This window comes from uncultured Imperialibacter sp., from assembly GCF_963974565.1.
GTDB classification, from domain to species: Bacteria; Bacteroidota; Bacteroidia; order Cytophagales; family Cyclobacteriaceae; genus Imperialibacter; species Imperialibacter roseus.
The window spans coordinates 181,025-203,999 of the sequence record NZ_CAXBCJ010000007.1; the positions used below are offsets into that span (position 1 = coordinate 181,025).

Sequence of the window (22,975 nt, forward strand, 5' to 3'; positions counted from 1 at the left end):
ATTATCTGTCAAATAATACTTCCGCTGAAAAATTCAAACGCATAAACGACCACGTTTTTGTCTATCTTCCAAAAGTAAACCAACCCAAGTATGAAAAAAACTGTATACACTGGCCTTTTGGCCCTATTAATGCTTACCTGCCAATCGTGGATTTCGCCAGCGCCTGCTGGTTCGAAGCTGAAAACAAAAGCCTATCAATTGGCCGAAAAGGTAGAGCCCAAAGTCATCGATTGGAGACACGACATACATGAGCACCCTGAGCTATCAAACAGAGAGTTTAAAACTGCCGAAAAAATTGCAGCCCACTTAAAAAGCCTCGGTATGGAGGTAAAAACCGGTGTGGCTATTACCGGCGTTGTCGGAACACTGGTGGGAGGAAAGCCCGGCCCGGTAGTGGCCCTTAGGGCGGACATGGATGCCCTTCCGGTGCCTGAAAGAAACGACCTTCCCTGGAAATCAAAGGTAATGGGAGAGTACAACGGCCAGTCAGTTCCGGTGATGCACGCCTGCGGACACGACACCCACGTGGCGATTCTGATGGGCGTGGCCGAGGTGCTGAGCCAAATGAAGAGCGAATTAAAAGGCACCGTAAAGTTCATCTTCCAGCCTGCCGAGGAAGGTGCGCCGGAAGGTGAAGAGGGTGGCGCCGAACTGATGGTGAAGGAAGGGGTGCTGGAAAACCCAAAAGTGGATGCCATCTTTGGTTTGCACATCAACTCAGCCACCGAAGTAGGAAGCATTCGCTATAAGCCAGGCGGAGCCTTGGCCAGCGTAAACAGTTTTACCATCAAAGTGAAGGGGCGCCAGGCGCACGGCTCTGCTCCATGGAGCAGCATCGACCCGGTGGTGACTGCCGCTCAGATCATCAACAATGCTCAAACCATCGTGAGCCGAAACATGATGCTGACCAAGGAAGCTGCCGTTGTCACCTTTGGTAGTATACATGGTGGCGTGCGAAGCAATATCATTCCTGAAGAAGTGACGCTCGTGGGCACTATCCGGGCGCTGGACAATGGCATGAGAGACCAGATTCACGAGAGATTACGTTCCATCGCCACGCATACAGCCGAAGGCATGGGTGCTACTGCCGAAGTTATCATCGACAAGGGATATCCCATCACCTACAACGATCCCGCACTAACAGCCAAAATGCTTCCGAGCCTTGAGGAAGTGGCAGGCAAAGAAAATGTGATTTTGTCGGCCGCCAGCACAGGTGCTGAAGACTTTTCATTCTTTCAGGAAAAAGTGCCTGGCTTTTTCATTTTTCTGGGAGGTATGCCAAAGGGGCAGGACGCCTCAAAAGTGGCCTCTCACCACACGCCTGATTTTTATGTAGACGATGAAGGAATGCTGCTGGGTATAAAGTCTCTTTGCGCTCTAACGCTTGACTACATGGAGAGCCCAAAATAAGTTTCAGTCCGGCTGTGGTAGGTTTTTTCCACCGCAGCCGGACTCCCTCACAAGGTTTCTCTTTTGAAACAACAGCTTCTTCAAATGGATATTGACAAGTACTTAGACAGGATAGACGTTTCAGTCAGGGAGGCTCCAGGTGCCCGTTTCCTCAAGCACCTTCATTATCAGCATTTGCTACATATTCCATTCGAAAACCTTGATATTCACTGGGGCAAGGAAATCCTGCTTGATACCGAGAGGTTGTATAAAAAAATAATTGAGCAAAAACGAGGTGGTTTCTGCTACGAGCTCAACGGTCTTTTCTACTCATTGCTTTCCCAGCTGGGGTTTACCTGCTATATGGCTTCGGCCAGAATACCAAAGCCTGACGGAAAACTCTCTCCCGAATTCGAGCACATGTGCATTTTGGTGCAGTTGGAAGGTGAGGTGTTTCTTTGCGACGTGGGCTATGGCAAAGGGCCGGTCTATCCCCTCAAAGTGCTGGAAGAGAACATGCAAATGAGCCTCAACCAGTTTTACCGAGTCAGGAAGAAAGATGATGTTGGTTGGTGGCTGGATGAATCGGATGACGGTCAATCCTTTGAGGAAAAATACCTCTTCTCACCAAAAAGAAGAACACTTATAGAGTTTATCCCCCGTTGCGTTTATCAGCAAACTGACCCTGAAAGTCATTTCAGAAAAGGAAAAATGATTACTCAGGCCACCCCGGATGGCAGAAAAACTTTAACGGAAAAAATGTTGATCGTGAATAGTCGGGGGGAAAGAACCGAGCACTACCTCCTCAACCAGGATGACTTTTACATCAAACTGGAAGAACACTTCAATATTCGCCGCTCTACAAGTTAGGCTTTAGCTGCCTTACTAATTGATCGAGCCCTTCTTTGTAAAAAGCATAAACTCTCTTTTGTTGCTGCGCCGGATCTTCGATGTCAAAAAGAGACTCTGCAGTTAAAACAGCGCCCAGCCAGTCTTTCTCGTGCCATTTGCCATGACTCATGGGTATAAGCTTATCTCTTGAAGGGTATGGCCAGGGAGAAAGGTAGAAGTACGGCTGATCATAGAATTGATCGCCAGGAGACATGCCTATACCAATACTGCTGGTCGTTTCCGGATCGCCTGTGTCATTCAGAATAATGAGTGCAGCTATATCGAAATGATGCGGCCAACACCTCACGTCTGTGGACTGTGGGAACTCCCTTTTCAGCGGCCGTAAAATATGATCAGCGTTGTGAAAATACCAGGCAAGCTCTTCGAAAGCCCGGGCGTCCTTTTGCTCAAATGGCTTTCCATGGGCTGTGGGGTAATCAGGAGTTTCATACGGAAGGTTGATGGCGAACTGGCCCGTATCCAGCCCCAACCCTTCCAGCTGCTCTTCCAGCCAAACCATCGACTGGGCCTGCGTTTTCCCTTTGAGGTCATATTCCCCTATCGTCTTTACCTCGTCGTCGACCAAATGAATGGACAGATTAGCCAGATCCAAAGAAACCCGAAATTTAGTTGAGCCCTCTACCCAATTACCGGCCAGCCTTTGGAATTGCGGCACCCACACGAGGTTGGCATGTTTGTCGTCCTTCACCCTGGGAAGGTATATTCGTCCCACAACAGACACCTGCTGAACGGCCTGATGTAACTGTTTTCGGGCAACACTCAGGGCCTCAAAATTTTGGTAGGTTAGCGGTTTCCACGCAATGGTATCCATATTCACGACAAGTTAACGAATCGGCTATTGATTCAAAATCAAGCATTTGTTAATTGATTGTCAACAATGCCCTTTGCTGGATGCTGGTGACATGTCCAACACCTCCGCCCTTTCCGCTAATGTTAGGAGGCAGGCTTTGTCAGCGCACAAAAAAAGCCCGGTCAGTGACGGGCTTTTAATTGGTTATAGGTTAGTTTAGTTCATTTTTTATATTTCATCGCCTTCTGTCTCAGCAATGTTCTGTCTGAAGTAATTGCTGGATCGGAATAGATATTCGCCGAAAGCTCTGAAATCACTTTTCTGCTGAAGCCAAGCTTCTCCGCCACATCTTCGCAAAATTTGATCTCGCTCAGAAACACTTCGTTGTCAACCTTCATCAACTGCACAACATTGTAGAGCAATTCGAATCTATCGTCGTCGCTAAGGCTGTCTGGAATATTCAGATCCAAAGGATTTTCCAGAAGCTCTTCAATCTGCTTGTGGCTTAGTCCACCAGATTCACCAATTAAAAAAATCAACTCTCTTTCCTTATCAGCCAAATCATCGTCAGCTGACGCAAGTTGGATTAGTGCACTTATGTGTGTTTTGATACTCATGGATTAAATGTGATTCGTAAATAACTTGTTTTGAGTGGTAAGCCTTTATGCTGTTTCAAATTAAATAAAAACCCTGAAGTACACAACATTCAGTTTGAAGAGGGTCGATTTAGGCTGGTAAGTCTGGCCGCCCTAACCGCTCTTCTTTGTACAATAATAAAACAGATATTCTGATTTTTGACATAAAACCTCTGTTTTCATAAGTAAAGCGTCTGAAACAAGCCGTCTTGGTTCGCTAATTCTGATTTTTGTAGTATATTCATTCTCTGACCTGTGGTGGTGCTTCCCATGAATAGCGGAGCAAGTCTTCATCCTATACAAAGGGAGAATACTTGCTGGATTCGAGAGAATTTTTTGACCTGATAGCCGATATCGGGAGCACCGGTTAACGATTAATTTTCTGTTACTATTTTTTAAATCAATACCATGCAAGAGCTGATAAAGATCGCTTGTGCTGAGATTGGCGTAAAGGAAATTCCAGGGCAGGCACACAATGCACGCATTCTCCAGTACGCCAGTGAGGCGGGATTCCAGGACGTAAAGGACGATGAAACTGCCTGGTGCAGTATTTTTTTGAGCTGGTGCTGCCTGAAGGCGGGCCTCAAGCGGAGCACTAAGCTGAACGCCCGGAGCTGGCTGGCCGTGGGCACCGTGACTATGCAACCCGAGCCCGGAGACATCATCGTTTACTGGCGCAAGGCCATCGAATCGTGGGAAGGCCATGTCGGGATTTACATGGGCACCTCCTCCGATGGCAGCCGCTGCTACACCCTGGGTGGTAACCAGGCCAATATGGTATCCATTTCTGGTTTCGACTCCTCCAAAGTGCTTGGCTATCGCAGGCTCACCACCGAAAAACAATTCATTCTTCCTAAGCCTCCTCTTAAAAAGGGCAACAAGGGAGTGGCCGTGGTGCAGCTGCAGGATGCCCTGAAAATCGCTGGCTTCGATGCCGGCACTTCTGATGGCTTTTTTGGTGACAAAACAGCCGAAGCCCTGCGCATGATGCAAAGCCAGAGTGGCTTCCTCAAAATTGACGGCGTGTATGGCGCAAAAACCAAAGACTATCTCGAATCTCTTCTTCAAGCATAACCTTTCCTACCATGGCAAAAACTAACAAATCAACCTCATTTGGGTTTAGAAACCTCGTATTTGAAGGCGGCGGTGTAAAAGGCATCGCCTATGGCGGTGCGCTCGATGAGCTGCAAAAGCTGGGCATGCTCGATCACCTGCAGCGGGTGGCCGGCACCTCCGCCGGCGCTATCAATGCCTGCACGTTGGCCCTGGGTTGCACGCCTGCGCAGGTAGGCGAGCTGATCAGCACCACCAACTTTGCCGATTTTCAGGATGGCAACGGGCTGATTGGCAACGCCATGCGGATGTTCAACAAGTTCGGCTGGTACAAAGGCGACGACTTTATGGACTGGATTGGCGAGGTCGTGAAAAAGCAAACCGGTACCAAAGACTTCACTTTCGGCGACCTCGACGATGCCATCAAAGGCGGCAACACAGCCTTCAAATACCTCTACATGGCCGTGACCAACCTGTCGGAACAAAAAGCGGAGGTATTTTCGCATGAAAATGAGGCTCATAAGTCGATCCCGGTCAGAAGAGTCGTGCGCATGTCGATGTCGCTGCCGGTGTTTTTTGCGGCGTTCAAAAACGGCAACAATGTGATGGTCGATGGCGGCGTGAGCTACAACTACCCGGTTAACTTGTTTGACAAGCCGGAGTACGTTTCCAACCCTGTTAACTCTCTGGCCGGTAAGGACGGAAGCATTCTCAACATGGAAACCCTCGGCTTCCGGCTCGACAGCAAAGACGTGATTACCTATGCGAAACGTGACTGGGCCACGCCGCCGGCCGATGTCAAAAACCTGAAAACCTACGCCGTGGCCCTCCTCGACTTTATGATGGAGGCCGCCAACAAAGCCCACCTCCAGGGGGAAGACTGGAACAGGACGGTGTTCATTGATACCCTCGATGTGCGCACCTCAGATTTCAGCTTGCCTGCCCACAAAATCGACGAGCTGACAAAAAGTGGCACCAAGGCCGTGAAAGATTATTTTGACTGGCGGTTTATCAAGGCGGAGAGCCCGTGGAAGGATCATCCGGTGGTGTGAAGCATAGCTGCTTCAGGACATACCTTTGAATACATAAAGGATTTGTGTTTTATATGAAATGTTGGTAGCCTCTACCATTTGCAACAGTTATTAGGTCAAATCTTACACTATTTCTTTCACATAAAATTACGCTACAATTGAAACTAAAGTGTCCTTAGGAATTCAAAGATACCTAAACAAAGAAGCGAAATAGATTGCGAAACCAGGACCTAATGAGGGTGAGTTATTCTTGAATTAATGGCTTTGCTGTATTTTTGATTTCTTCGACATAGCTGTCCAACGGCTCGCCATATTCAATTACCCTGGCAAGGCTGCTATCCTCAAAATCATGCAAGACATCTAGCGCCTTACCGAAGGCTGAAAGAAGAGATTTACCCGTTGGCCTGGCTATAATGAAGTCCAGCTTAAGGTTATCCTTTTTAATTATCTCCTCCAGATTTCTAACAACACCTATCTGCTGTTGAATCTTCCTTTTGATCGAATCCTCTCTTTGTAAATCAAAGCTTAGCGGGGTTATCAAATTGAAGGTTCCATTTTGCCAGCCATAGTCAAACTTCTCCTTAAAAAACTTTCCACGAACCTCTATGACTTCACGCAAATACCTTCCGGTCGATTCCTTGAAAGAGTTTCGAGCTTTGGTGTGAAATTGTTGTAGTATTTTCTGTTCGTTGACATGATCCTTAATTTCAACAGTCTTGTAATTCTTGAAATATAAATTTTCGTAGTAGATGACAAGGCTTTCTCGGTTGTTTGGCACAAACCCACTTTTCAACTCTGAAAATCTGATCGCAGAAGAATCAGGAACAATAAACTCTGCATTGATCAGCTCTGCAAGATCATTGCTAGAAAAGCCTAGCTCTTCTTTGACTAATCTATAATTCAGGACATTGACCTTCTCCTCGTATTTTTTTAATACCTTTTTTATGAAAGTAGCGTCAAAATCAACTTGAAAATGACTCAATTTCGAGAAGCTATCTGGAAAACTGATCTGAAAACGGCGATCCTCTGAAAAGAAAAACAAAAGTGCAACCGGGTATCTCTCTCCCGTAATTTGAGAGTGCTGATATGTTATGACACTATATTGAAACGGCTGCCTCACTGCTTAAAAAAGGTTGTTCAATGACTTAACAAACGCAGGGATTTTGTCTTTCTGTGCTGAAAGATAAGGTATTACTCTGTCAAAATCATCAGATCTTATCCCTATCGACAAAAGTCTTTCCTTTAACTTTTCCAAAATCCGGAGATCCAACCGTGCTAACGAATAAGAAAACTCTTCATATTTTAATGGCATATGCATCCTAGATCTAAGCTTTTTCAACGGAGGAATCAATAAATGTGATCGAAGCCGTGAATTATTATAAAAACTAGAAAAGTCATTTCTTTTAATCTCCTCGGTAATTGATTTGATCATTTCAGGAAAGGATAGCTCATGATCAATAATCATATATTCATCATTCCATGTAAGCAAGTTTGGCTTTCTTAATGTTCGATCCATGTTATAAATAAGCATGTCGAACCCAAACAGTCGTTCCAATTCCCACCCTTCCAGCTTCTTCCCTAAGTAATTACTGTCAGCTATTTTGGCACCGTCGTGGTAGACAGTACCGTAGTGATAGTATTCTCCGCTATCAAGAATTCTCTGTCTTATATGAACTGGGATGGATTGAAGGATGTCATCTCCAAAATGCACGATAGCGGACTTCGGCTGTGGAATTTCAAATTCATTGGCAATCATCCAAGCGATGCACTCCTTTGAGATTGGATAATATTGACGGTTGTCATTAGCTGAAAATATTTTGACAACATAAGGAAAGATATTATCCCCCATCACCGAAAACACCAATGGCCTTGTGGTGCCACCAGTAAGCTGGACGTCCTCATAAGCTATTGCCTCATAAATCGGAATAAGATCAGCCAATAGTTAGTTTTACCATAGGTTTAGTTCGTAAAATAGTTACAATTATTGAAAATCATATCCATATTTCAATTGTCAACTAAAAAGATATCGTCGATGGCTGTTACAGAATGTTGCAGAGCATACTTGAAATCACTCTAGTACCTTCCACCGCTACAATAAACTCTAACCATTCTCTCCCAGAAATTCTTTACCTTATCCAGCGTCAATTCGATTCGAGCCAGAAAGGCGTCTGCGAGGCACTAAGGCTCTTAAAAATGAGCAGGCTCTCGTTGGGGAGACCTCTCCCTCCTTCGTCGGTTCGGGGTGACGTGTACTAATGATGATTATGCTTTAAACCACCTACTTATGAAAAAACATCTTCTCACCCTTCTCTTTGCTTTCATGGCCATCGGTTTTGCTGCTGCGCAAACGGCCACTCCCCTGCGCATCGTGGTGCTGGGCGCCCATCCCGACGACTGCGACCAGGATGAAGGTGGCACCGCCATCCTGTTTGCCAAAATGGGCCACCAGGTCAAATTTGTTTCCCTTACCAATGGAGATGCCGGCCACCAAACCACCGGTGGTGGTGCCCTCGCCAAACGCAGAATTGCCGAAGCACAGGAAGCAGCCAAACGCTTTGGCATTGCTGAATACGTAGTACTAGGCAACCACGACGGCGAGCTGGTTCCGAGTCTGGATGTTCGCCTGCAGGTAATCAGGGAAATCCGCAAGTGGAATGCCGACATCGTGATTGCTCCCCGGCCCAACGACTACCACCCCGACCATCGCTACACGGGTGTGCTGGTGCAGGATGCAGCCTACATGGTGGCAGTGCCCAATATTGCCCCGGAAGTGCCCGCACTTAAGAAGAATCCTGTTTTTCTCTATGGATACGATCACTTCCAAAAACCCAACCCCTTCCGGCCAGACATTGCGGTAGACATTACCGAGGTAACGGAGCAAAAAGGCTATGCGCTGGACGCCCACGTGTCGCAGTTTTACGAGTGGTTGCCATGGATCGGCGGCTATGCCGATCAGGTGCCCGAAGGCGCTGAAGCAAGAAAAGCCTGGCTGACCAAGAGATCGATCAGACCGCCTTCGGAAGAAGCAAAAAAGGCCATTGAAAAATGGTATGGCAAAGACCGGGTGGCCAAAGCCACCAATGTAGAAACCTTCGAGATTTGCGAATACGGTCGCCAACCCAACGACGATGAGATAAGGGGGCTGTTCCCTATGCTGAAATAACGTGAACTTTTCTGGCAGTCTTCAGTTTCAATGCTATGATGAAGGTGTTGAAGATTGCCGGGATTATTTTGTTCGGTTTGGTATTGCTGGGAGCTGGGGCTGTTTGGATAGCAAGCGAGCCCTTACCTGAGGGCGAAAAAGGCCCTGCTGCAGAAACCCTGGCAGATAGAATGCTGGCGTCCATGAATTATGAGGCTTATCAGCAGATCAAGACGCTGTCGTGGACGTTTCCTGGCGGTCATCACTATGTTTGGAACAAACCAGACAATATTGTTACTGTGACCTGGGGAGACATGGAAGTAAGATTTTCCCCTGACACTTTCGAAGGCTCAGCTGCGGAAAAAGGGAATCCTCTGGAAGGCGACGAACTACATAATGCCATTCAAACCGCATGGACATATTTTGCCAACGACTCCTTCTGGCTGGTGGCGCCATTCAAAGTGAGAGACCCGGGCACTGAACGGCGACTGGTAGAAACAGCGGAGGGGCCTGCACTTCTGGTCACCTACACCTCGGGTGGAGTTACCCCGGGCGATAGCTACCTCTGGCTGCTAGATGAAAACTTCAAACCCAGCGCCTGGAAGCTCTGGGTGAAGGTGATTCCCATCGGTGGTGTCGAAATCAGCTGGGAAAATTGGCAAAACTATGAAGGCACCTGGCTCGCCAGTTCTCGCAATGCTGGATTTTACCAAATGGAGATAAAAGACATTCGAGTCACCTACTAACCAACAGCTTTATCCCCGGCCTCTTCGCCCTGAGCCCCGTTGCGGTCTGTTCCCTCTCTTCTGCATTCTTTCTTCCTGCATTTGATCCAGTTTCGCTACCTGCTCTTCGGTTAGTACGGTTTTCATCTCAGCTTTTTGCTTGTCATTGATGCTTTTGATCTCGCTTCTTTGGGCCTCCCGCTCTTCTTTACCAGCATCCAAAACGCCTTTGCGCTCTTCGGCATACTTCAAATGAATGGCGTAAAGCTCTTCCGATTGCTGATCGGTGAGATTAAGCTCTTCTTTTAGCCGGGTGGTCATTTCTTTCGCCCGTTCCTCGGGAGTTCGCTGAGCATGTTTTTGAGTTTTTGACGAGCTCTGCTCCTCCTGTGCCATTAGTGAGGTAGCTGCTACCATTACACCAATGAATGTGATTACTATCCTTTTCATGTGTATATAATTTGTTTTTCAACGGGCACATGGAATAGCCAATATAATCTCGAGTTGAGCATGTTTTGAGTTAAGATCTATTCACGCCCATTGAGAATAATACTCGTTATGGCTATTTCATGTTTGTTGTTTTCTAATTAGATACACAAACACAGAAAAGGTTTAATGGAGAGATAAAACTATCTGCTCACGGCGTACATGCCGCCTCCGATAAAAAGAAAAATAGTGCCAATGAAGGCCAGAATGATGGGGCCTATCCAAAGCTCAAAAATGCCGTCGATTCTTATCTTTTCGTAGCCTTCACTTGTGATCACAAATACTTTTACCGGCTCGCCGATATCGTAGGCCGGGGGAGTGGAGGCTACCGAACCCTGCACTTTTTGTTTTTGGCCCTTGTGGGTAAATTCCACCACGGGTATGGAGCCTCCATCGGAACCGTAGGCAAATTCTGTTACCCTTCCTTTCAATTGAAGCGCATGGTTCAGCTCTTCGTTGGTGTCGTAAGCCATAGTGGCACCGATGGCAAACAGAAGAAAAGCCACACCCAGAAATGCCCTGGAAAAAATGTAGAAGACTTTGTCGGGCCTGGGAAAACTGGTGCGGGCAAAAGGTCTTTTTTGATAGCCACTCCCCGAAAGTGGCACTTCTTTCTCCAATGCCTCTACGAGCTTTAGCGCATCTTTAAGCGCTAAGCCAAATTGTTCCTTCACGTACTTAACCGCTTCCAGCTTTTTACCGTCAGCGATTAGCTGATGTATCTTGAATTTGGTGGTTTCAGGAATATTCATGTTAAAATTTACTACGCTTCTTCCTGGTAGTCAACAGTTAAAGCCCAGTAAGTGGTTTGAAAGGTGAAACCTCCTGGTGCATTTTGATGGCTCGTTTTGACAGATAAAGCCCGATAACCAGAGAAACAACGGCACCCAGCCAAATGCCTGGCACATGGTCCATGAAAAGAAAATAGTCCTAGGCACCGTGCAAAATGGTAGCAGCCCCCAGTCCAATGAGTCCAAAAGCAGCCTTTTTATGTTGAAACTTGGCTTTGCCCAAAAAGAAGCCCATGAGCACCGCAAAAGTAGCATGTGCTGGCACAGCGGTAAACATTCGCATAATGGCAATGCCCACGCCACCGTCAAACACATAGAAAAGGTTTTCCACTGTGGCAAATCCCATGCTCACCATGACTGCGTAAATAATACCATCGAAGGGCTCGTTGAATTCTTTATGTGGATAAAGGAAGTACCTTACGAAAAGATATTTGCTTCCTTCCTCAATAAGTGCTACCATGCCAAAGGCATAAAGCGCAAGATCTGAAGAGTTGGTGTGGTCGATATCCACAAAATTATCGGCGATGGAAGAAATCACCAGTGTGAGCACCAGGCTGAGTATGCCAAAAATGAACGCCCGAAGCAAAAGCCCCTTTGGCTCTTTCTCGTGCTTGTCTTTGAGGTAGATAAACAAAATAATGGCTATGCCCGGGGCCAGGGCTAATGCCAGCAATGTAAAAATCATGTTGGTTCGCTAGTTCTATTCGTTATCAATATATCAATCAATTGTTTTATCAGCTATGAATATTTCAAACCGTATCATTCTTGCAAGTCTCGCCGTGTTTCTTGTAGCCGCCATCTCCGGATGCAACAAGCTCAACGACCTTGTCACTTTCAAAATGTCGTATACCTCGGAAGTAACGGTGCCTTCTTCTCTTGGTATCAACCTTCCTCTCGATATTCTTACGCCACCTATTTCTACCGATGCCGAATCGCAGTTTAGCGGCAACAACACCAACAAAAGCCTGGTGAAAGAAATTTATCTCGAAAATGTCGATATTAGTGTAAAAGCTCCTGAAGGCCGGGATCTCAGCTTCTTGTCGTCGCTGCACGTGTATATCAACGCCGACGGACTTGACGAAAAGCTGCTTGCGAGTGCAGAGAATATTCCTGACAATGTGGGCAACACACTTTCGCTGACCACCTCGGGAGAAAATTTCAAGGAGTACATCATTCAGGATACCTATTCGCTCCGGGTAAAGGCCGTCACTGACAAGGTAATTTCTGAAGACGTGGAGCTGAATGTTAAGTCCGGCTTCAAGGTAAAAGCCGGTTTGTTGAACGACTAGAAGTTGGGTGTCGCCTTTTGGAAATGCTAAAATTATTGTAGGCGTGTTACATATGAAACTAACTTACTTTCTGATAATGGCTGTGTTTGTCGGCTGCGCTCCCCGGGAGCTGCCGCATCCGGCGCTAAGTCCGCAGGAAGTAGTTCATATCAACTTTCTGGCCTTGCAACAAAACGACTCTCCGGAGTTGGATCACGGTATAGAGATCGCCTGGAACTTTGCCTCGCCCACTAACAAAGAAAACACAGGGCCTATTGAGCGCTTCAACATCATGGTGCACAACGAAAACTTCAGGCCCCTGATTAATTGCAGGCACTTTGAAATCCGCACTCACTTTCAGGAAAAAAGCGAGGCGGAGTTTCTCGTCCTCATCGAAGACAGTGAAGGCGAGGTGCATAGTTACATGGTGTCGTTGTCGCTTCAGAAATACCCTCCCTACGATGACTGCTGGATGATTGATGCAGTAATTCCCATGCGCCTGCCGTCGAAAGATGGGCCAAGGGTGGCCTTTTTTACCTCATTCAACTATTGGCCTGCACCTTTTCTATAATTTCATTCGTCTTTAGTAAAGGCAAATGGTATGTTGAAGTTGTATCACACAAAGAGCACCCTGAATGGAAGTAATCAGCACAGACGAAGGCGTCAAGTACCTGGAAATTGGCTACGAGCCTGAAAATGGCTGGATAAGGTGCACCTGGTATGGCAATGTTTCAATGTCGTATATCTCGAAGGGGTCGTCGCTCTATTCCACCCTCCTGAAAACAACCGGCTGCTCCAAGCTACTGAACGACAATACTCATTTTGAGGCGAACTGGGTGGCTCTTAACGACGAGCTTGAAAAAGGCCGGATGAGCGAAAACGTTGCCAACGGCTTGAAATATATGGCGCATGTGCATTCTTCGAAGTTTATTACTCGGTTTTCTGCTGTAGATTTGGGAACCAGGGTCAAAGACTTTGAGTTTAAACTTTTTGAGCAGCTATCTGAAGCGGAGCAGTGGCTCCATAGTGTTTCCAATGAATAGACATCGCATATTAGTTATTGGGCTTTTTTCTCTCCTATGCTATTGCCATGGCGTGAAGGCGCAAGAGACTCCCGCATTACACGAGGTATTTGAAGACAACAGAAATGGCTGGTCGCTGTTTGAGCGGCCTTATGCCAAAAGCATGATTGCCAAAGGGGCCATGTACATGGATGTGGCCGATGGCGACATTGGTTTCTTTAATCAGAAACATTTTCAGCTCGACCCCTCCAAAGACTTCAAGCTGGAGACAGTAGTGGAGGTAAAAAATTTTAGAAATGGCAGCTTCGGCCTGGTGTGGGGTGCCGACGAGTACAGTAATTACCAGGCAATGGACATCAGCCAAAATGGCTTTTTTCATATCTACACGTTCAAAAAGAAAAAGGTAACACCCATTCTGCGGCCCGACTTCCTGCCAACTCCACTCGAGGAGGGTAAAAAACATACTATCGTGGTGAGAAAAACCGGCAACGAAATTTTCTTCGAGTTCAACGGTCAGTCGTTGGCTCAGGCAAAATTCACCCCGTTTCAGGGCACCTACTTAGGGTTTCACCTCAGAGGCCAGGTGTCTGTAAAGGTTTACGAGTTCAATGTGTATCAGGAAACTCCTGAGATCAGGCAGGCTGAAAGTAGTATCGCCAACACCGTGAAGGAGAATCTTGGCTCGAAAATTAACTCTCAGTATTCGGAAAAGGGCGTAGTTATTTCTGCCGACGGCGCCACTTTGTATGTGGCCCGTGGAGAGCACCCTAAGAACTTTGGCAGCCTGAAGAAGGACGACATATGGTTTTCGGAAAAAGACTCTGTAGGCGAGTGGGCAGAGCTGCAAAATATTGGGGCACCACTCAACAACAGTGGCAACAATTTCGTGATTTCTGCGGCTCCCGATGGCAACAACCTGCTGGTGGCCAATACCTACCTGCCCGACGGCAGGAACCTGGGCGGCGGCGTGTCGCTCACCAAAAGAAGCCCGACGGGCTGGAGCATTCCTGAAAACCTGTTGATCAACGATTACTACAACAACGCCGACTTCGTCGACTACTGCCTGTCGCCCAACCAAAATGTGCTGGTAATGGCGCTGGAAAGGAACGACACCAAAGGGGACATGGACTTGTATTGCTCATTTCTAAAAAAAGACAACACCTGGTCAGCGCCTGCCCACATGGGCCAGGAAGTAAATTCGTTTGCCATGGATTTCTCCCCTTTCATAGCAGCCGACAATGAAACACTCTACTTTTCATCATATGGCCATCCCGGCTACGGTAGTGCCGACATATTTGTGAGCCGACGCCTCGATGACACCTGGACCAAATGGACTGAACCGGAAAACCTGGGGCCGGACATCAACACCAATACCTGGGAAGCCAACTACACACTGGACGCCCGTGGCGAATATGCCTACCTGGCATCGGTGCAGCATTCGATGGGCAACAGCGACATTTTCAGAATTCCCCTGCCAGCCTCGGCACGGCCCAAGCCAGTGGTGCTGGTGAGCGGCATTGTGCTCGACGCCTCTACGGGCCAGCCGATTGAGGCACAAATCAAGTATTTTTCGCTGGAAGATGTGGGAAAAGAGCTTGGGCAGGCTTCATCGCATCCCGTTACCGGCCGCTATACGATCATTTTGCCAGCGGGTGGTATTTATGGGTTCAACGCTGAAAGAGAAGGGTATATTCCTGAAAGTGCCAACCTGAACGCCAGCGAAATTAATATGTATGCCGAGCTTCAGCAAAATCTGCTCCTTGCCCCAATCAATGTGGGCGCCTCGGTAAGACTTAACAATATTTTCTTCAACACCAATGAGGCTGTTTTGCAGAAAGAGTCTTTTGCAGAGCTCGACAGAATCATCAAGCTGCTCCAGGCCCACCCCAAAATGGAAATTGAAATAGCGGGGCATACCGACAACACGGGCACCGCCGACTACAACCTCAAACTTTCTCAGGAGAGGTCGCAGGCGGTCATTGACTATTTGCAAACAAAGGGATTGTCGGGCCGGGCTACGGCGAAAGGCTACGGCGATACCAAGCCAAAAACTGACAATGAAACCGACGAAGGCCGAAGCCTGAACAGGCGGGTGGAAATTGTGATTCGGAAAATGTAGCCCTATTTTTCCACCACTACTTTCCCGGCCTGAACCACAAGCTTCACTTTCCTCAGGTCTCTGATGTTTTTAGACGGATCACCTTCGACAGCAACAAGGTCTGCCACAAGGCCGTTTTCTATTTTTCCGACCTTATCGCTTATGTCAAACACCCTGGCATTTACCGAAGTAGCTGACTGCAGGCAGGCCAGGGCGCTCATACCATATTCGTTCATCAGCTCAAGCTCATACACATTGTTGCCATGTGAGAAAACACCCACATCACCACCAAAAAGTATATCGATACCTGATGTAAGCGCCAAAGTCATTGAAGCCTTCTTTTTCTCGATTCTGTCGGTATCTGCATCCGTTCCTTTCTTCCAGCCACCGTAGGAGGCAATGGCCTCAACGGCCCCCAAAGTAGGGCAAAGAGCCACGCCATGTTCCTTCATCAGCTTCGCAATTTCCTCGTCAAGGTCATCCCCGTGCTCTATCGTTTTTACACCCGCCAGAATCGCTCTCCTCATGCCTTCTTTGGTGGATGCGTGTGCTACTACTTGTCTGTCGCTGCTTTCGGCCACTTCTACTATCAGCTTCAACTCGCCTAGGGTAAAAGTAGGGGCAGCTGTCTTGTTCAATCCCCATCTGTAGTCGGCGTACACTTTGATCAGATCAGCGCCCTTGCCAATCTGATCCCGCACCACCTTTATCAAATCGTCGTGGCCATCGGCAGTTTCTGCGCCAAGCGGCACAGCTACTCCATCGTGAAAGCCTTTGGGGCCATAACTACCCGTGGCTACAATCGCCGGGCCAGCCACCAATAAAGTTGGTCCCTGAATAACGTTTTTTTCCAATGCCGTTCTCAAGCCAACATCGGCATAGCCAGCCCCTTCACTGCCCAAATCCCGCATGGTGGTGATGCCCGCCTCCAGCGATTTTCGAAGGTGCACCGTACCTCGGGCTACCCTTTCGGCTGTTGATTCTTTCAGCACCTGGTCGTTCCAGGAAACTTCATTGTATGGATGCAACAAAACATGGGAATGTCCCTCTATCAAACCCGGAAGCAAGGTTTGGCCTGGTAGTGTCATGGTTTTTGTGTTCTTTCCTACTTTTGCGCCACTTTCCGGCCCTACATAGGCCACCTTGCCGTCTTCCAAAAGCACTACCGTTCCGGTCGCCAACATTTTTTCACCGTCAAAAACCCGGTCTGGCTTGAGCAGCAAAGACTGAGCATGCGAAATACGTGCGTTGAGGCAAAGGACTGCCAACAAATAAAAAACGACTTTGAAGTATTTTTGGAGCAACATCTGAGATTGGGCTTAGTAAGTTTTTCGTCCAATATTGCAATCCGTTTGGTAAAAAGGAAAGATTAGGAGCCGACAATAATGAGTATAATTACCACCATGGAGAAAACAGTGATTATCGGTAGCCGAAACCCGGTGAAAGTGCAGTGCGTAAAAAACGCCTTCGAAAAAGTATTCCCCGGAGAGGTTTTTAGCTTTGAGGGAGTAGATGCGGCCTCAAATGTTTCTGACCAACCCATGACAGATGAAGAAACCTATCGGGGAGCATTTAACAGAGCTACGAATGCAAAGACCGGCCGCCCCGACGGACAATATTGGGTGGGCATAGAAGGCGGTATTTCAGATACTAATGGCCTCATGGAGGCGTTTGCCTGGATGGTCATTCTTTCACCTGACCATTCTTCGAGGGCACGAACAGCCACTTTTTTACTGCCAGGCAAGGTAGCGCAGCTTGTTCGGCAAGGCGTAGAACTCGGGGTGGCCGACGACCAGGTTTTTGGCAGAAGCAATTCGAAGCAAAAAGATGGAGCAGTGGGCTTGCTTACCCATGGGCAAATCGACAGAACGCAGTATTATGCTCACGCCATGACTTTGGCTCTGGTGCCGTTTATCAACAACGAGCTTTTCCGCTAGTCAAAAGCTTCCTCACTCAACAGCTTCATTATCAAAGCCACGTTTTTTTCACTCCCTGCCTTTTCCAGCAGCTTTTTCAACTCTGCCTCTTTTTTCTCCACACCAGCCAGCGAAACTATTTGCTTTACCTCTGCTTCCGAGTAGACTTCACCCATCACCTTACGGAGGTCTTTTTGCTCGGGCAAGCCAAATAGCTCTATTTCATCGATAGCTGAAAGCACTACCTCTCTCCCGAGGTTCTTGCATGACTCTAACGGATGATAGGTGGAAGGTGCGTCCCGGAGTGCCCAGCTGCTGTAGTCAATTTTGAGGTCGTGGATTTGCTTGATCTTTGGATCACTGGCCCCAAATGTTCTCGAAAACAAGGAAACGGCAGAGGCCTTCCATGCTTCCAAATCGAACTCCTTCTCGTTGAGCTTGCCTTCCAGTTTTTTGAAGACGGCTATCAGCTTCTTTTTATCCATACATTAAGGTACAACCAATTACCCATAAATCTCATTCAGCAGGCCCGCTAATCGCACGCCCGCCTGCACCAGCCTCAATTTTACCGCATCAATATTATCAAAGTTGTATCGATAAGAAAGCGACAAGTCCTCGGGCAAGTTATAAACCTGCTCTCTCAGGCCCATCGATTCGTAGGCCCAGTCTGTCGTTACATTTTTTTGCCACGCAGCCACCGTTGCCTTGTCTTCGGTATCTACCCAGTCGGCAAACTCAGTATAGCTTAGCTGCTCACCATCAATCATGTCGCTGTCCCACACCCTGTGCAAATTGGAGCTTTCCCAAAAGTACTTCAGCTTCACATCGTTGCCGCCCCGGTCGTTTCCATTGCCCACGTGCAGTGGCTGGTGAATATCGCCCACCAGATGCGCCAGCATCTTTATGGCAAAAGCCTCGTCTCTATCTGTAAATTGCTTGCTTTTCAACTCGGACTTAAGTCTTTCTATAGTGGCTATCACGTCGCCCTCTGACGGAGTGCCAGCCTGCTCATAGGCTTGACCATCGGGAATCGTGCAGTAATGCCAGGGGTCCATGTGCTTATAAGTTGGATCGGATTTAATAAAATCCATGTAGTTGCTCACTATGGCCAGGCTCTCTCCTCCAAGTATCTTCCCGATGTTGGCTTTTGCTTTTTTGGTGAGATGACGCTCCGCCACCAGACCCACCACCCTGTGGCCTGTTTGACCCCACAGCACATTCGATGTCGTATTGACTGCCTGAGCAGAAAAGGTGAGCATCAGGAGAACAGTGAGAGGAAGCATTATTCTTTTCATGGTATCGGTTGTTAAACTTCACAAAAATAGAAACAAGCACCTATAGGATGTCAGGGGCAAGAACAAATTACTGTTAAAAAAAGAAAGGGCATGCCCCAGAGGTACATGCCCAATCACCAACCTAACCTATCTATGAAACCACTATGGAATTGTGATTCAGTATTATTAACAAATATTTTGGCTTTTGGTTCTCCTGATAGTTGAACGAAGCGCAACAAATATTCTTATGGGTTCATTTCAATATCTGTGCCAAAAGGGCTCTTCTAGAGAAAAAACAAGAAAAACAGGAAGAGGAACATCCAGAGACCATCCATGAAATGCCAGTAGGTTACCAACAAGTTGAGTTGAAGCTTTCGAAACGAGTTAGTGAAATACACCAGCGAGTGAACCGGGTTGCTTGATTTCCTGATCAGCAGGATGTAGCAATACGCCAGATAAATGATGCCTGCGCTCATGTGCAAGATGTGAAGGCCAGAAAGGGCATATAAATAGACAATGGCTCCTCTCACGGCATTGCTGGCTTCCTGATTCATCAGCTCATTCCACCCAAAAAACTGCGAGAACGAAAAAGCAAAGGCAAGCGCAAGAGTGAACAGCAGCGACTTCTTTAGCTCTTTGGTTTTCTCTTTTTCAAAATATTCCACGGCCCGGCTAATGGTGCAGCTGGATCCAAGTAAAATGAGTGTGCTAATTATAAAAGCTTTCGGAAACTCTATTTTGGCTGATTTATCAACCAAGGTTCCCGAGGCTGTATACACCATTAGCAGAAAAAAGAATATCAAAATACTGCCGAAAATACCTATCAGCAACAGCATTTTGTAGGGGTGCATTTTCTCCAGCTCGTTGAGCGGGAATGAACTGGTCGGTGCTTTTGTTTTCTTATAGGAATTTGCCATGCTAGCGCCGTAATTTGTAATTAAACATTTTGTTTGAGCCTTGGTTCAACAATTTGCTATGAATAATCATAAAATGATTTTCTGTTATTCGTTATATAACGCTCCATCACCATAATATCCGTACTTTTGCCCACCAAAAAATGTTCTTAAGTTGAAAGTTTCCGACTTCCTATCAATTTATAAGCAAGATAGTTTTGTGAAAACCCTGGCCGAGAGCTTCAAGGCCAAAGGTGGGGGAGCATTTCAGGTGAAGGGGCTCGTTGGAAGTCTCGATGCCGTTGTGCCTGCAGCTGTTTTTTCTATGGACAGGCAATGCCATGTGTTTGTTATGCATGAAAAAGAGGAAGCTGCTTACTTTTTCAACGACATGCAGAACTTGTTTGGTGAAAGGGAAGTCTTGTTTTTCCCCACTTCCTATAAGCGACCTTACCAGTTTGACGAGACCGAAAATGCCAACATCCTTCTGCGGGCCGACGTATTGAACAAACTCAACCACAGAAGTGGCAAGGGTGAAATAATAGTTACCTATCCGGAAGCACTGACAGAAAAGGTGATCAATAGGCGGGCACTGACAGAAAATACGTTTAATGCCAAGGTGGGCGATAAGGTCGATGTGGAGTTCATCGCCGAACTGCTCATGACCTACGACTTTGAGCGAACCGACTTTGTGTATGAAGCGGGTCAGTACGCAGTAAGAGGTGGTATTATCGATATATATTCCTATGCTGGAGAGCTGCCCTATCGCATGGAGCTTTTTGGGGACGAAATAGAAAGCATCAGGACTTTCGACCCAAATACCCAACTATCGCAGGACGCCGTAAACTCCATCAGCATCATTCCCAATGTGCAAACCAGGCTTTTGCAGGAAAAAAGGCAGTCATTTCTGGAGTTTGTACCAAAAGAGACCCGTTTCTGGATAAAGGATCTGCAACTACTCTACGATCAGCTCGACAGTTACTTCACTAAGGCTTCTGCAAGCTTTGACGTGCTGATGAAGGAAAGCGGCAACACGAAAATCGTGCTGGAGCCCGCCGACCTGTTCGAAAATGCTGCGACCATCAAGTCACACATTTTCTCTTTCCCGATGATCGAGTTTGGCAGCCGGTTCTATCTGGAAAATGCTACGACCTTCCAATATGAAGCGGAGCCCCAACCACCATTTCACAAGAACTTCGAAATGATGGTGGAGAACCTCAACCAACGCCAATTGCAGGGATATAACCTGTTCATCGCCGCCGAGTCGGAAAAACAAATCGAGCGCCTGGACACAATTTTTCAGGAACTGGATCCCACTATGCGGTTCGATGGTTTTTTGGCAGGGCTTCGGGAAGGCTTTGTCGACAAGCAGATAAAATTGCTTTGCTACACGGATCACCAGCTTTTTGATCGCTTTCACAAATACAAAACCAGGGAAAAGCATAGCAAGTCAAAGGCCCTCACAATCAAAGAACTCAAGTCGCTGCAGCCTGGAGACTACGTAGTGCATATCGACTACGGGGTAGGCCGATTTGCCGGACTGGATACCGTGGATGTAGGCGGAAAGAAACAGGAAGCGCTTCGGATTGTGTATCGGGACAATGACCTGCTGTACGTAAGTGTGCATTCTCTGCATAAAATTTCCCGGTATGCCGGCAAGGAAGGGCAACCGCCGCCGATCAACAAGCTCGGCACTCAGGATTGGGACATCAAGAAAAAGAAAGTAAAGAAGCGGGTAAAAGACATTGCCAAAGACCTGATCAGCCTTTACGCCAAGAGAAAGGCGACGCCCGGTTATGCTTTCCCACCCGACAACTTTCTTCAGGCCGAACTTGAGTCATCCTTCATTTATCAGGACACACCTGACCAGGCGCTGGCTACTGCCGACGTAAAAAAAGACATGGAGCAGCCTCACCCGATGGACAGACTGGTATGCGGCGATGTTGGTTTTGGCAAAACTGAGGTAGCCATTCGTGCAGCTTTTAAAACGGCGAGCAACGGAAAGCAAGTGGCGGTGCTGGTGCCAACCACCATTCTGGCCATGCAGCACTACCGCACGTTCAAAGAAAGGCTTGCCAATTTTCCACTAGACATAGAATACATCAACCGGTTCCGCACCACGAAGGAGATAAAAGACATTCTTCAAAGAGTGAAGGAGGGTAAAATTGACATTCTCATAGGCACCCATCGCATTGTGAACAAAGATGTAGAGTTCAAAGACCTGGGACTACTGGTTATTGATGAAGAGCAGAAGTTTGGGGTGAAAATTAAGGAAAAGCTCAAGGAATCGAAGGTGAATGTAGACAGCCTCACTTTGACTGCAACCCCGATACCGAGAACGCTTCATTTCTCCATGATGGGGGCACGGGACTTAAGCATTATTGCCACACCACCACCTAACAGACAACCCGTTACCACCGAGCTGCACGAATTCAACGAAAGTGTAATCAGAGACGCCATCAGCTTCGAGCTGAGACGAGGCGGCCAGGTATTCTTTGTGCACAACAGGGTCAGCGACATTGACCAGATAGCCAGTATCGTTTTGAGGCTGGTGCCAGACGCACGAATAGGCATTGCTCATGGGCAAATGGATGGGCCTAAGCTGGAAAAAGTAATGATGCGGTTTATCGAGGGTGAGTTCGACGTGCTGGTGTCAACTAATATCATTGAAAGTGGCCTTGATATCCCCAATGCCAATACCATCATCATCAACCGGGCACACATGTTTGGCCTTTCTGACCTGCACCAAATGAGAGGGCGGGTAGGCCGATCGAACAAAAAAGCCTTCTGCCTGCTGCTTTCCGGCGCATCGTCGGGCCTGACAGCTGAAGCCCGTAAGAGGCTGGTCACGCTTGAAGAATTTTCCGAATTGGGCGACGGCTTCAAAGTCGCCATGAGAGACCTGGATATCCGTGGAGCTGGAGACCTGCTGGGTGGCGAGCAAAGCGGCTTTATCTCTGACCTTGGTTTTGAAATGTATCACAAGATCCTCGACGAAACCATTCAGGAGCTCAAAATTGAGGACTACAGCGACCTGTTTGCTGAAGACCTCAAAAAAGCCGTTGAGGCTGTAGCCACCGATTGCGTGATAGAAACTGACCTCGAAATTCTTATTCCGGAGTCTTACGTCAACAATATTTCGGAGCGGCTCAGCCTGTACTCCCACCTCGACAGCATTGAGTCGGAGGAAGAGTTGGCTAAGTTCAGTGCCGATGTTAAAGATCGTTTCGGACCTATTCCTGAGGAGGTAGAAGAGCTCATAAAAACCGTACGACTTCGCTGGCTGGCCAAAAAAGCAGGTATTGAAAAGCTTATACTGAAAGCCGAGGTGCTGAAATGCTATTTTGTTTCTGGTGAAAATGAAGCCTATTTTAAGTCGCCTACCTTTGGCAAAGTATTGGAATATGTACAAAAGAATCCGAAAATCAGCCGGATGAGGGAGCACAAAGGCCGACTCATTCTGAACCTTGAGCAGGTCAAGTCAGTAGACCATGCAATCGGTTACCTGAAAAAAATGCTTCAGGAAAATGAGGCTGCAGTAGCACAATAA

General features: G+C 47.3%; 23 protein-coding genes. 12 read left to right on the top strand and 11 right to left on the bottom strand.

The annotated features are described in order from the left end of the window. The first annotated feature begins 90 nt into the window (after positions 1–90). Both AAC052_RS11970 and AAC052_RS11975 read left to right on the top strand, forming a co-directional pair. The gene (locus AAC052_RS11970; protein WP_339813515.1) at positions 91–1,410 is read left to right on the top strand and encodes an amidohydrolase; all 1,320 of its coding nucleotides are present in this window, start codon (positions 91–93) and stop codon (positions 1,408–1,410) included. 84 nt (positions 1,411–1,494) lie between these two features. Next, a complete protein-coding gene (locus AAC052_RS11975) occupies positions 1,495–2,259 on the top strand; it encodes an arylamine N-acetyltransferase (protein ID WP_339813518.1) in 765 nt (254 codons plus the stop codon). On the opposite strand, the gene AAC052_RS11980 is transcribed toward AAC052_RS11975, so the two are convergent. Then, positions 2,249–3,112 (bottom strand): hypothetical protein, encoded by an 864-nt coding sequence (locus tag AAC052_RS11980; protein WP_339813520.1) that lies wholly within the window; start codon positions 3,110–3,112, stop codon positions 2,249–2,251. The genes AAC052_RS11975 and AAC052_RS11980 overlap by 11 nt on opposite strands. 200 nt (positions 3,113–3,312) lie before the next feature. Next, on the bottom strand, positions 3,313–3,708 hold the full coding sequence (locus AAC052_RS11985) for a TerB family tellurite resistance protein (RefSeq protein WP_317489107.1): 396 nt from the start codon (positions 3,706–3,708) through the stop codon (positions 3,313–3,315). 426 nt (positions 3,709–4,134) lie between these two features. On the opposite strand from AAC052_RS11985, the gene AAC052_RS11990 reads away from it, so the two are divergent. After that, positions 4,135–4,800, top strand: a complete 666-nt coding sequence (locus AAC052_RS11990) for a TIGR02594 family protein (protein ID WP_339813521.1) — start codon at positions 4,135–4,137, stop codon at positions 4,798–4,800. 11 nt (positions 4,801–4,811) lie between these two features. Further along, positions 4,812–5,831 (top strand): patatin-like phospholipase family protein, encoded by a 1,020-nt coding sequence (locus AAC052_RS11995; protein ID WP_339813524.1) that lies wholly within the window; start codon positions 4,812–4,814, stop codon positions 5,829–5,831. A gap of 223 nt (positions 5,832–6,054) precedes the next feature. On the opposite strand, the gene AAC052_RS12000 is transcribed toward AAC052_RS11995, so the two are convergent. Beyond that, on the bottom strand, positions 6,055–6,930 hold the full coding sequence (locus AAC052_RS12000) for a hypothetical protein (protein WP_339813527.1): 876 nt from the start codon (positions 6,928–6,930) through the stop codon (positions 6,055–6,057). Between the two features lie 3 nt (positions 6,931–6,933). Next, the gene (locus AAC052_RS12005) at positions 6,934–7,749 is read right to left on the bottom strand and encodes a HipA family kinase (protein WP_339813530.1); all 816 of its coding nucleotides are present in this window, start codon (positions 7,747–7,749) and stop codon (positions 6,934–6,936) included. A 345-nt stretch (positions 7,750–8,094) separates the two neighbouring features. Here AAC052_RS12005 and AAC052_RS12010 point away from each other — a divergent pair, with 345 nt between their 5' ends. Both AAC052_RS12010 and AAC052_RS12015 read left to right on the top strand, forming a co-directional pair. Further along, on the top strand, positions 8,095–8,973 hold the full coding sequence (locus AAC052_RS12010) for a PIG-L family deacetylase (RefSeq protein WP_339813532.1): 879 nt from the start codon (positions 8,095–8,097) through the stop codon (positions 8,971–8,973). 35 nt (positions 8,974–9,008) lie between these two features. Then, positions 9,009–9,698: a hypothetical protein gene (locus tag AAC052_RS12015; protein WP_339813535.1), complete on the top strand. Its 690-nt coding sequence runs from the start codon at positions 9,009–9,011 to the stop codon at positions 9,696–9,698. A gap of 9 nt (positions 9,699–9,707) precedes the next feature. On the opposite strand, the gene AAC052_RS12020 is transcribed toward AAC052_RS12015, so the two are convergent. From AAC052_RS12020 to AAC052_RS12030, 3 genes are all read right to left on the bottom strand, one after another. Next, the gene (locus AAC052_RS12020) at positions 9,708–10,127 is read right to left on the bottom strand and encodes a hypothetical protein (protein WP_339813536.1); all 420 of its coding nucleotides are present in this window, start codon (positions 10,125–10,127) and stop codon (positions 9,708–9,710) included. Positions 10,128–10,306: 179 nt separating this feature from the next. Next, positions 10,307–10,915 (bottom strand): DUF3592 domain-containing protein, encoded by a 609-nt coding sequence (locus AAC052_RS12025; protein WP_339813539.1) that lies wholly within the window; start codon positions 10,913–10,915, stop codon positions 10,307–10,309. A 178-nt stretch (positions 10,916–11,093) separates the two neighbouring features. After that, positions 11,094–11,639 (bottom strand): YhfC family glutamic-type intramembrane protease, encoded by a 546-nt coding sequence (locus tag AAC052_RS12030; protein WP_339813541.1) that lies wholly within the window; start codon positions 11,637–11,639, stop codon positions 11,094–11,096. Positions 11,640–11,694: 55 nt separating this feature from the next. On the opposite strand from AAC052_RS12030, the gene AAC052_RS12035 reads away from it, so the two are divergent. From AAC052_RS12035 to AAC052_RS12050, 4 genes are all read left to right on the top strand, one after another. Further along, positions 11,695–12,243 carry a hypothetical protein gene (locus AAC052_RS12035; protein WP_339813542.1) on the top strand — a complete coding sequence of 183 codons (549 nt, stop codon included), beginning with the start codon at positions 11,695–11,697 and terminating at the stop codon, positions 12,241–12,243. Between the two features lie 52 nt (positions 12,244–12,295). Next, a complete protein-coding gene (locus AAC052_RS12040) occupies positions 12,296–12,793 on the top strand; it encodes a hypothetical protein (protein WP_339813543.1) in 498 nt (165 codons plus the stop codon). 64 nt (positions 12,794–12,857) lie between these two features. After that, a complete protein-coding gene (locus tag AAC052_RS12045) occupies positions 12,858–13,265 on the top strand; it encodes a hypothetical protein (protein WP_339813545.1) in 408 nt (135 codons plus the stop codon). After that, positions 13,258–15,363, top strand: a complete 2,106-nt coding sequence (locus AAC052_RS12050; RefSeq protein ID WP_339813548.1) for an OmpA family protein — start codon at positions 13,258–13,260, stop codon at positions 15,361–15,363. The genes AAC052_RS12045 and AAC052_RS12050 overlap by 8 nt, the downstream gene beginning before the upstream one ends. 2 nt (positions 15,364–15,365) lie before the next feature. On the opposite strand, the gene AAC052_RS12055 is transcribed toward AAC052_RS12050, so the two are convergent. Next, the gene (locus tag AAC052_RS12055; protein WP_339813550.1) at positions 15,366–16,649 is read right to left on the bottom strand and encodes an amidohydrolase family protein; all 1,284 of its coding nucleotides are present in this window, start codon (positions 16,647–16,649) and stop codon (positions 15,366–15,368) included. 78 nt (positions 16,650–16,727) lie between these two features. On the opposite strand from AAC052_RS12055, the gene yjjX reads away from it, so the two are divergent. Beyond that, the gene (gene yjjX / locus AAC052_RS12060) at positions 16,728–17,279 is read left to right on the top strand and encodes an inosine/xanthosine triphosphatase (protein ID WP_339813552.1); all 552 of its coding nucleotides are present in this window, start codon (positions 16,728–16,730) and stop codon (positions 17,277–17,279) included. Here yjjX and AAC052_RS12065 read toward each other — a convergent pair. The 3 genes from AAC052_RS12065 to AAC052_RS12075 all read right to left on the bottom strand — a co-directional run bounded on the left by AAC052_RS12065 (position 17,276) and on the right by AAC052_RS12075 (position 19,449). Beyond that, positions 17,276–17,743 (bottom strand): hypothetical protein, encoded by a 468-nt coding sequence (locus AAC052_RS12065; protein WP_317488943.1) that lies wholly within the window; start codon positions 17,741–17,743, stop codon positions 17,276–17,278. The two genes, yjjX and AAC052_RS12065, sit on opposite strands and share 4 nt — an antisense overlap. Positions 17,744–17,761: 18 nt before the next feature. After that, complete coding sequence (locus AAC052_RS12070; RefSeq protein WP_339813555.1) at positions 17,762–18,553, bottom strand: S1/P1 nuclease; 792 nt, start codon at positions 18,551–18,553, stop codon at positions 17,762–17,764. 263 nt (positions 18,554–18,816) lie between these two features. Continuing rightward, positions 18,817–19,449 (bottom strand): cytochrome c oxidase subunit 3, encoded by a 633-nt coding sequence (locus AAC052_RS12075; protein ID WP_339813557.1) that lies wholly within the window; start codon positions 19,447–19,449, stop codon positions 18,817–18,819. A 151-nt stretch (positions 19,450–19,600) separates the two neighbouring features. Here AAC052_RS12075 and mfd point away from each other — a divergent pair, with 151 nt between their 5' ends. Next, positions 19,601–22,975 carry a transcription-repair coupling factor gene (mfd, locus tag AAC052_RS12080; RefSeq protein ID WP_339813559.1) on the top strand — a complete coding sequence of 1,125 codons (3,375 nt, stop codon included), beginning with the start codon at positions 19,601–19,603 and terminating at the stop codon, positions 22,973–22,975.

Coding starts and splice junctions, on each gene's coding strand:
- AAC052_RS11970 (WP_339813515.1), top strand. CDS start 91: ATGAAAAAAACTGTATACACTGGCCTTTTGGCCCTATTAATGCTTACC.
- AAC052_RS11975 (WP_339813518.1), top strand. CDS start 1,495: ATGGATATTGACAAGTACTTAGACAGGATAGACGTTTCAGTCAGGGAG.
- AAC052_RS11980 (WP_339813520.1), bottom strand. CDS start 3,112: ATGGATACCATTGCGTGGAAACCGCTAACCTACCAAAATTTTGAGGCC.
- AAC052_RS11985 (WP_317489107.1), bottom strand. CDS start 3,708: ATGAGTATCAAAACACACATAAGTGCACTAATCCAACTTGCGTCAGCT.
- AAC052_RS11990 (WP_339813521.1), top strand. CDS start 4,135: ATGCAAGAGCTGATAAAGATCGCTTGTGCTGAGATTGGCGTAAAGGAA.
- AAC052_RS11995 (WP_339813524.1), top strand. CDS start 4,812: ATGGCAAAAACTAACAAATCAACCTCATTTGGGTTTAGAAACCTCGTA.
- AAC052_RS12010 (WP_339813532.1), top strand. CDS start 8,095: ATGAAAAAACATCTTCTCACCCTTCTCTTTGCTTTCATGGCCATCGGT.
- AAC052_RS12015 (WP_339813535.1), top strand. CDS start 9,009: ATGATGAAGGTGTTGAAGATTGCCGGGATTATTTTGTTCGGTTTGGTA.
- AAC052_RS12020 (WP_339813536.1), bottom strand. CDS start 10,127: ATGAAAAGGATAGTAATCACATTCATTGGTGTAATGGTAGCAGCTACC.
- AAC052_RS12025 (WP_339813539.1), bottom strand. CDS start 10,915: ATGAATATTCCTGAAACCACCAAATTCAAGATACATCAGCTAATCGCT.
- AAC052_RS12030 (WP_339813541.1), bottom strand. CDS start 11,639: ATGATTTTTACATTGCTGGCATTAGCCCTGGCCCCGGGCATAGCCATT.
- AAC052_RS12035 (WP_339813542.1), top strand. CDS start 11,695: ATGAATATTTCAAACCGTATCATTCTTGCAAGTCTCGCCGTGTTTCTT.
- AAC052_RS12040 (WP_339813543.1), top strand. CDS start 12,296: ATGAAACTAACTTACTTTCTGATAATGGCTGTGTTTGTCGGCTGCGCT.
- AAC052_RS12045 (WP_339813545.1), top strand. CDS start 12,858: ATGGAAGTAATCAGCACAGACGAAGGCGTCAAGTACCTGGAAATTGGC.
- AAC052_RS12050 (WP_339813548.1), top strand. CDS start 13,258: ATGAATAGACATCGCATATTAGTTATTGGGCTTTTTTCTCTCCTATGC.
- AAC052_RS12055 (WP_339813550.1), bottom strand. CDS start 16,649: ATGTTGCTCCAAAAATACTTCAAAGTCGTTTTTTATTTGTTGGCAGTC.
- yjjX (WP_339813552.1), top strand. CDS start 16,728: ATGAGTATAATTACCACCATGGAGAAAACAGTGATTATCGGTAGCCGA.
- AAC052_RS12065 (WP_317488943.1), bottom strand. CDS start 17,743: ATGGATAAAAAGAAGCTGATAGCCGTCTTCAAAAAACTGGAAGGCAAG.
- AAC052_RS12070 (WP_339813555.1), bottom strand. CDS start 18,553: ATGAAAAGAATAATGCTTCCTCTCACTGTTCTCCTGATGCTCACCTTT.
- AAC052_RS12075 (WP_339813557.1), bottom strand. CDS start 19,449: ATGGCAAATTCCTATAAGAAAACAAAAGCACCGACCAGTTCATTCCCG.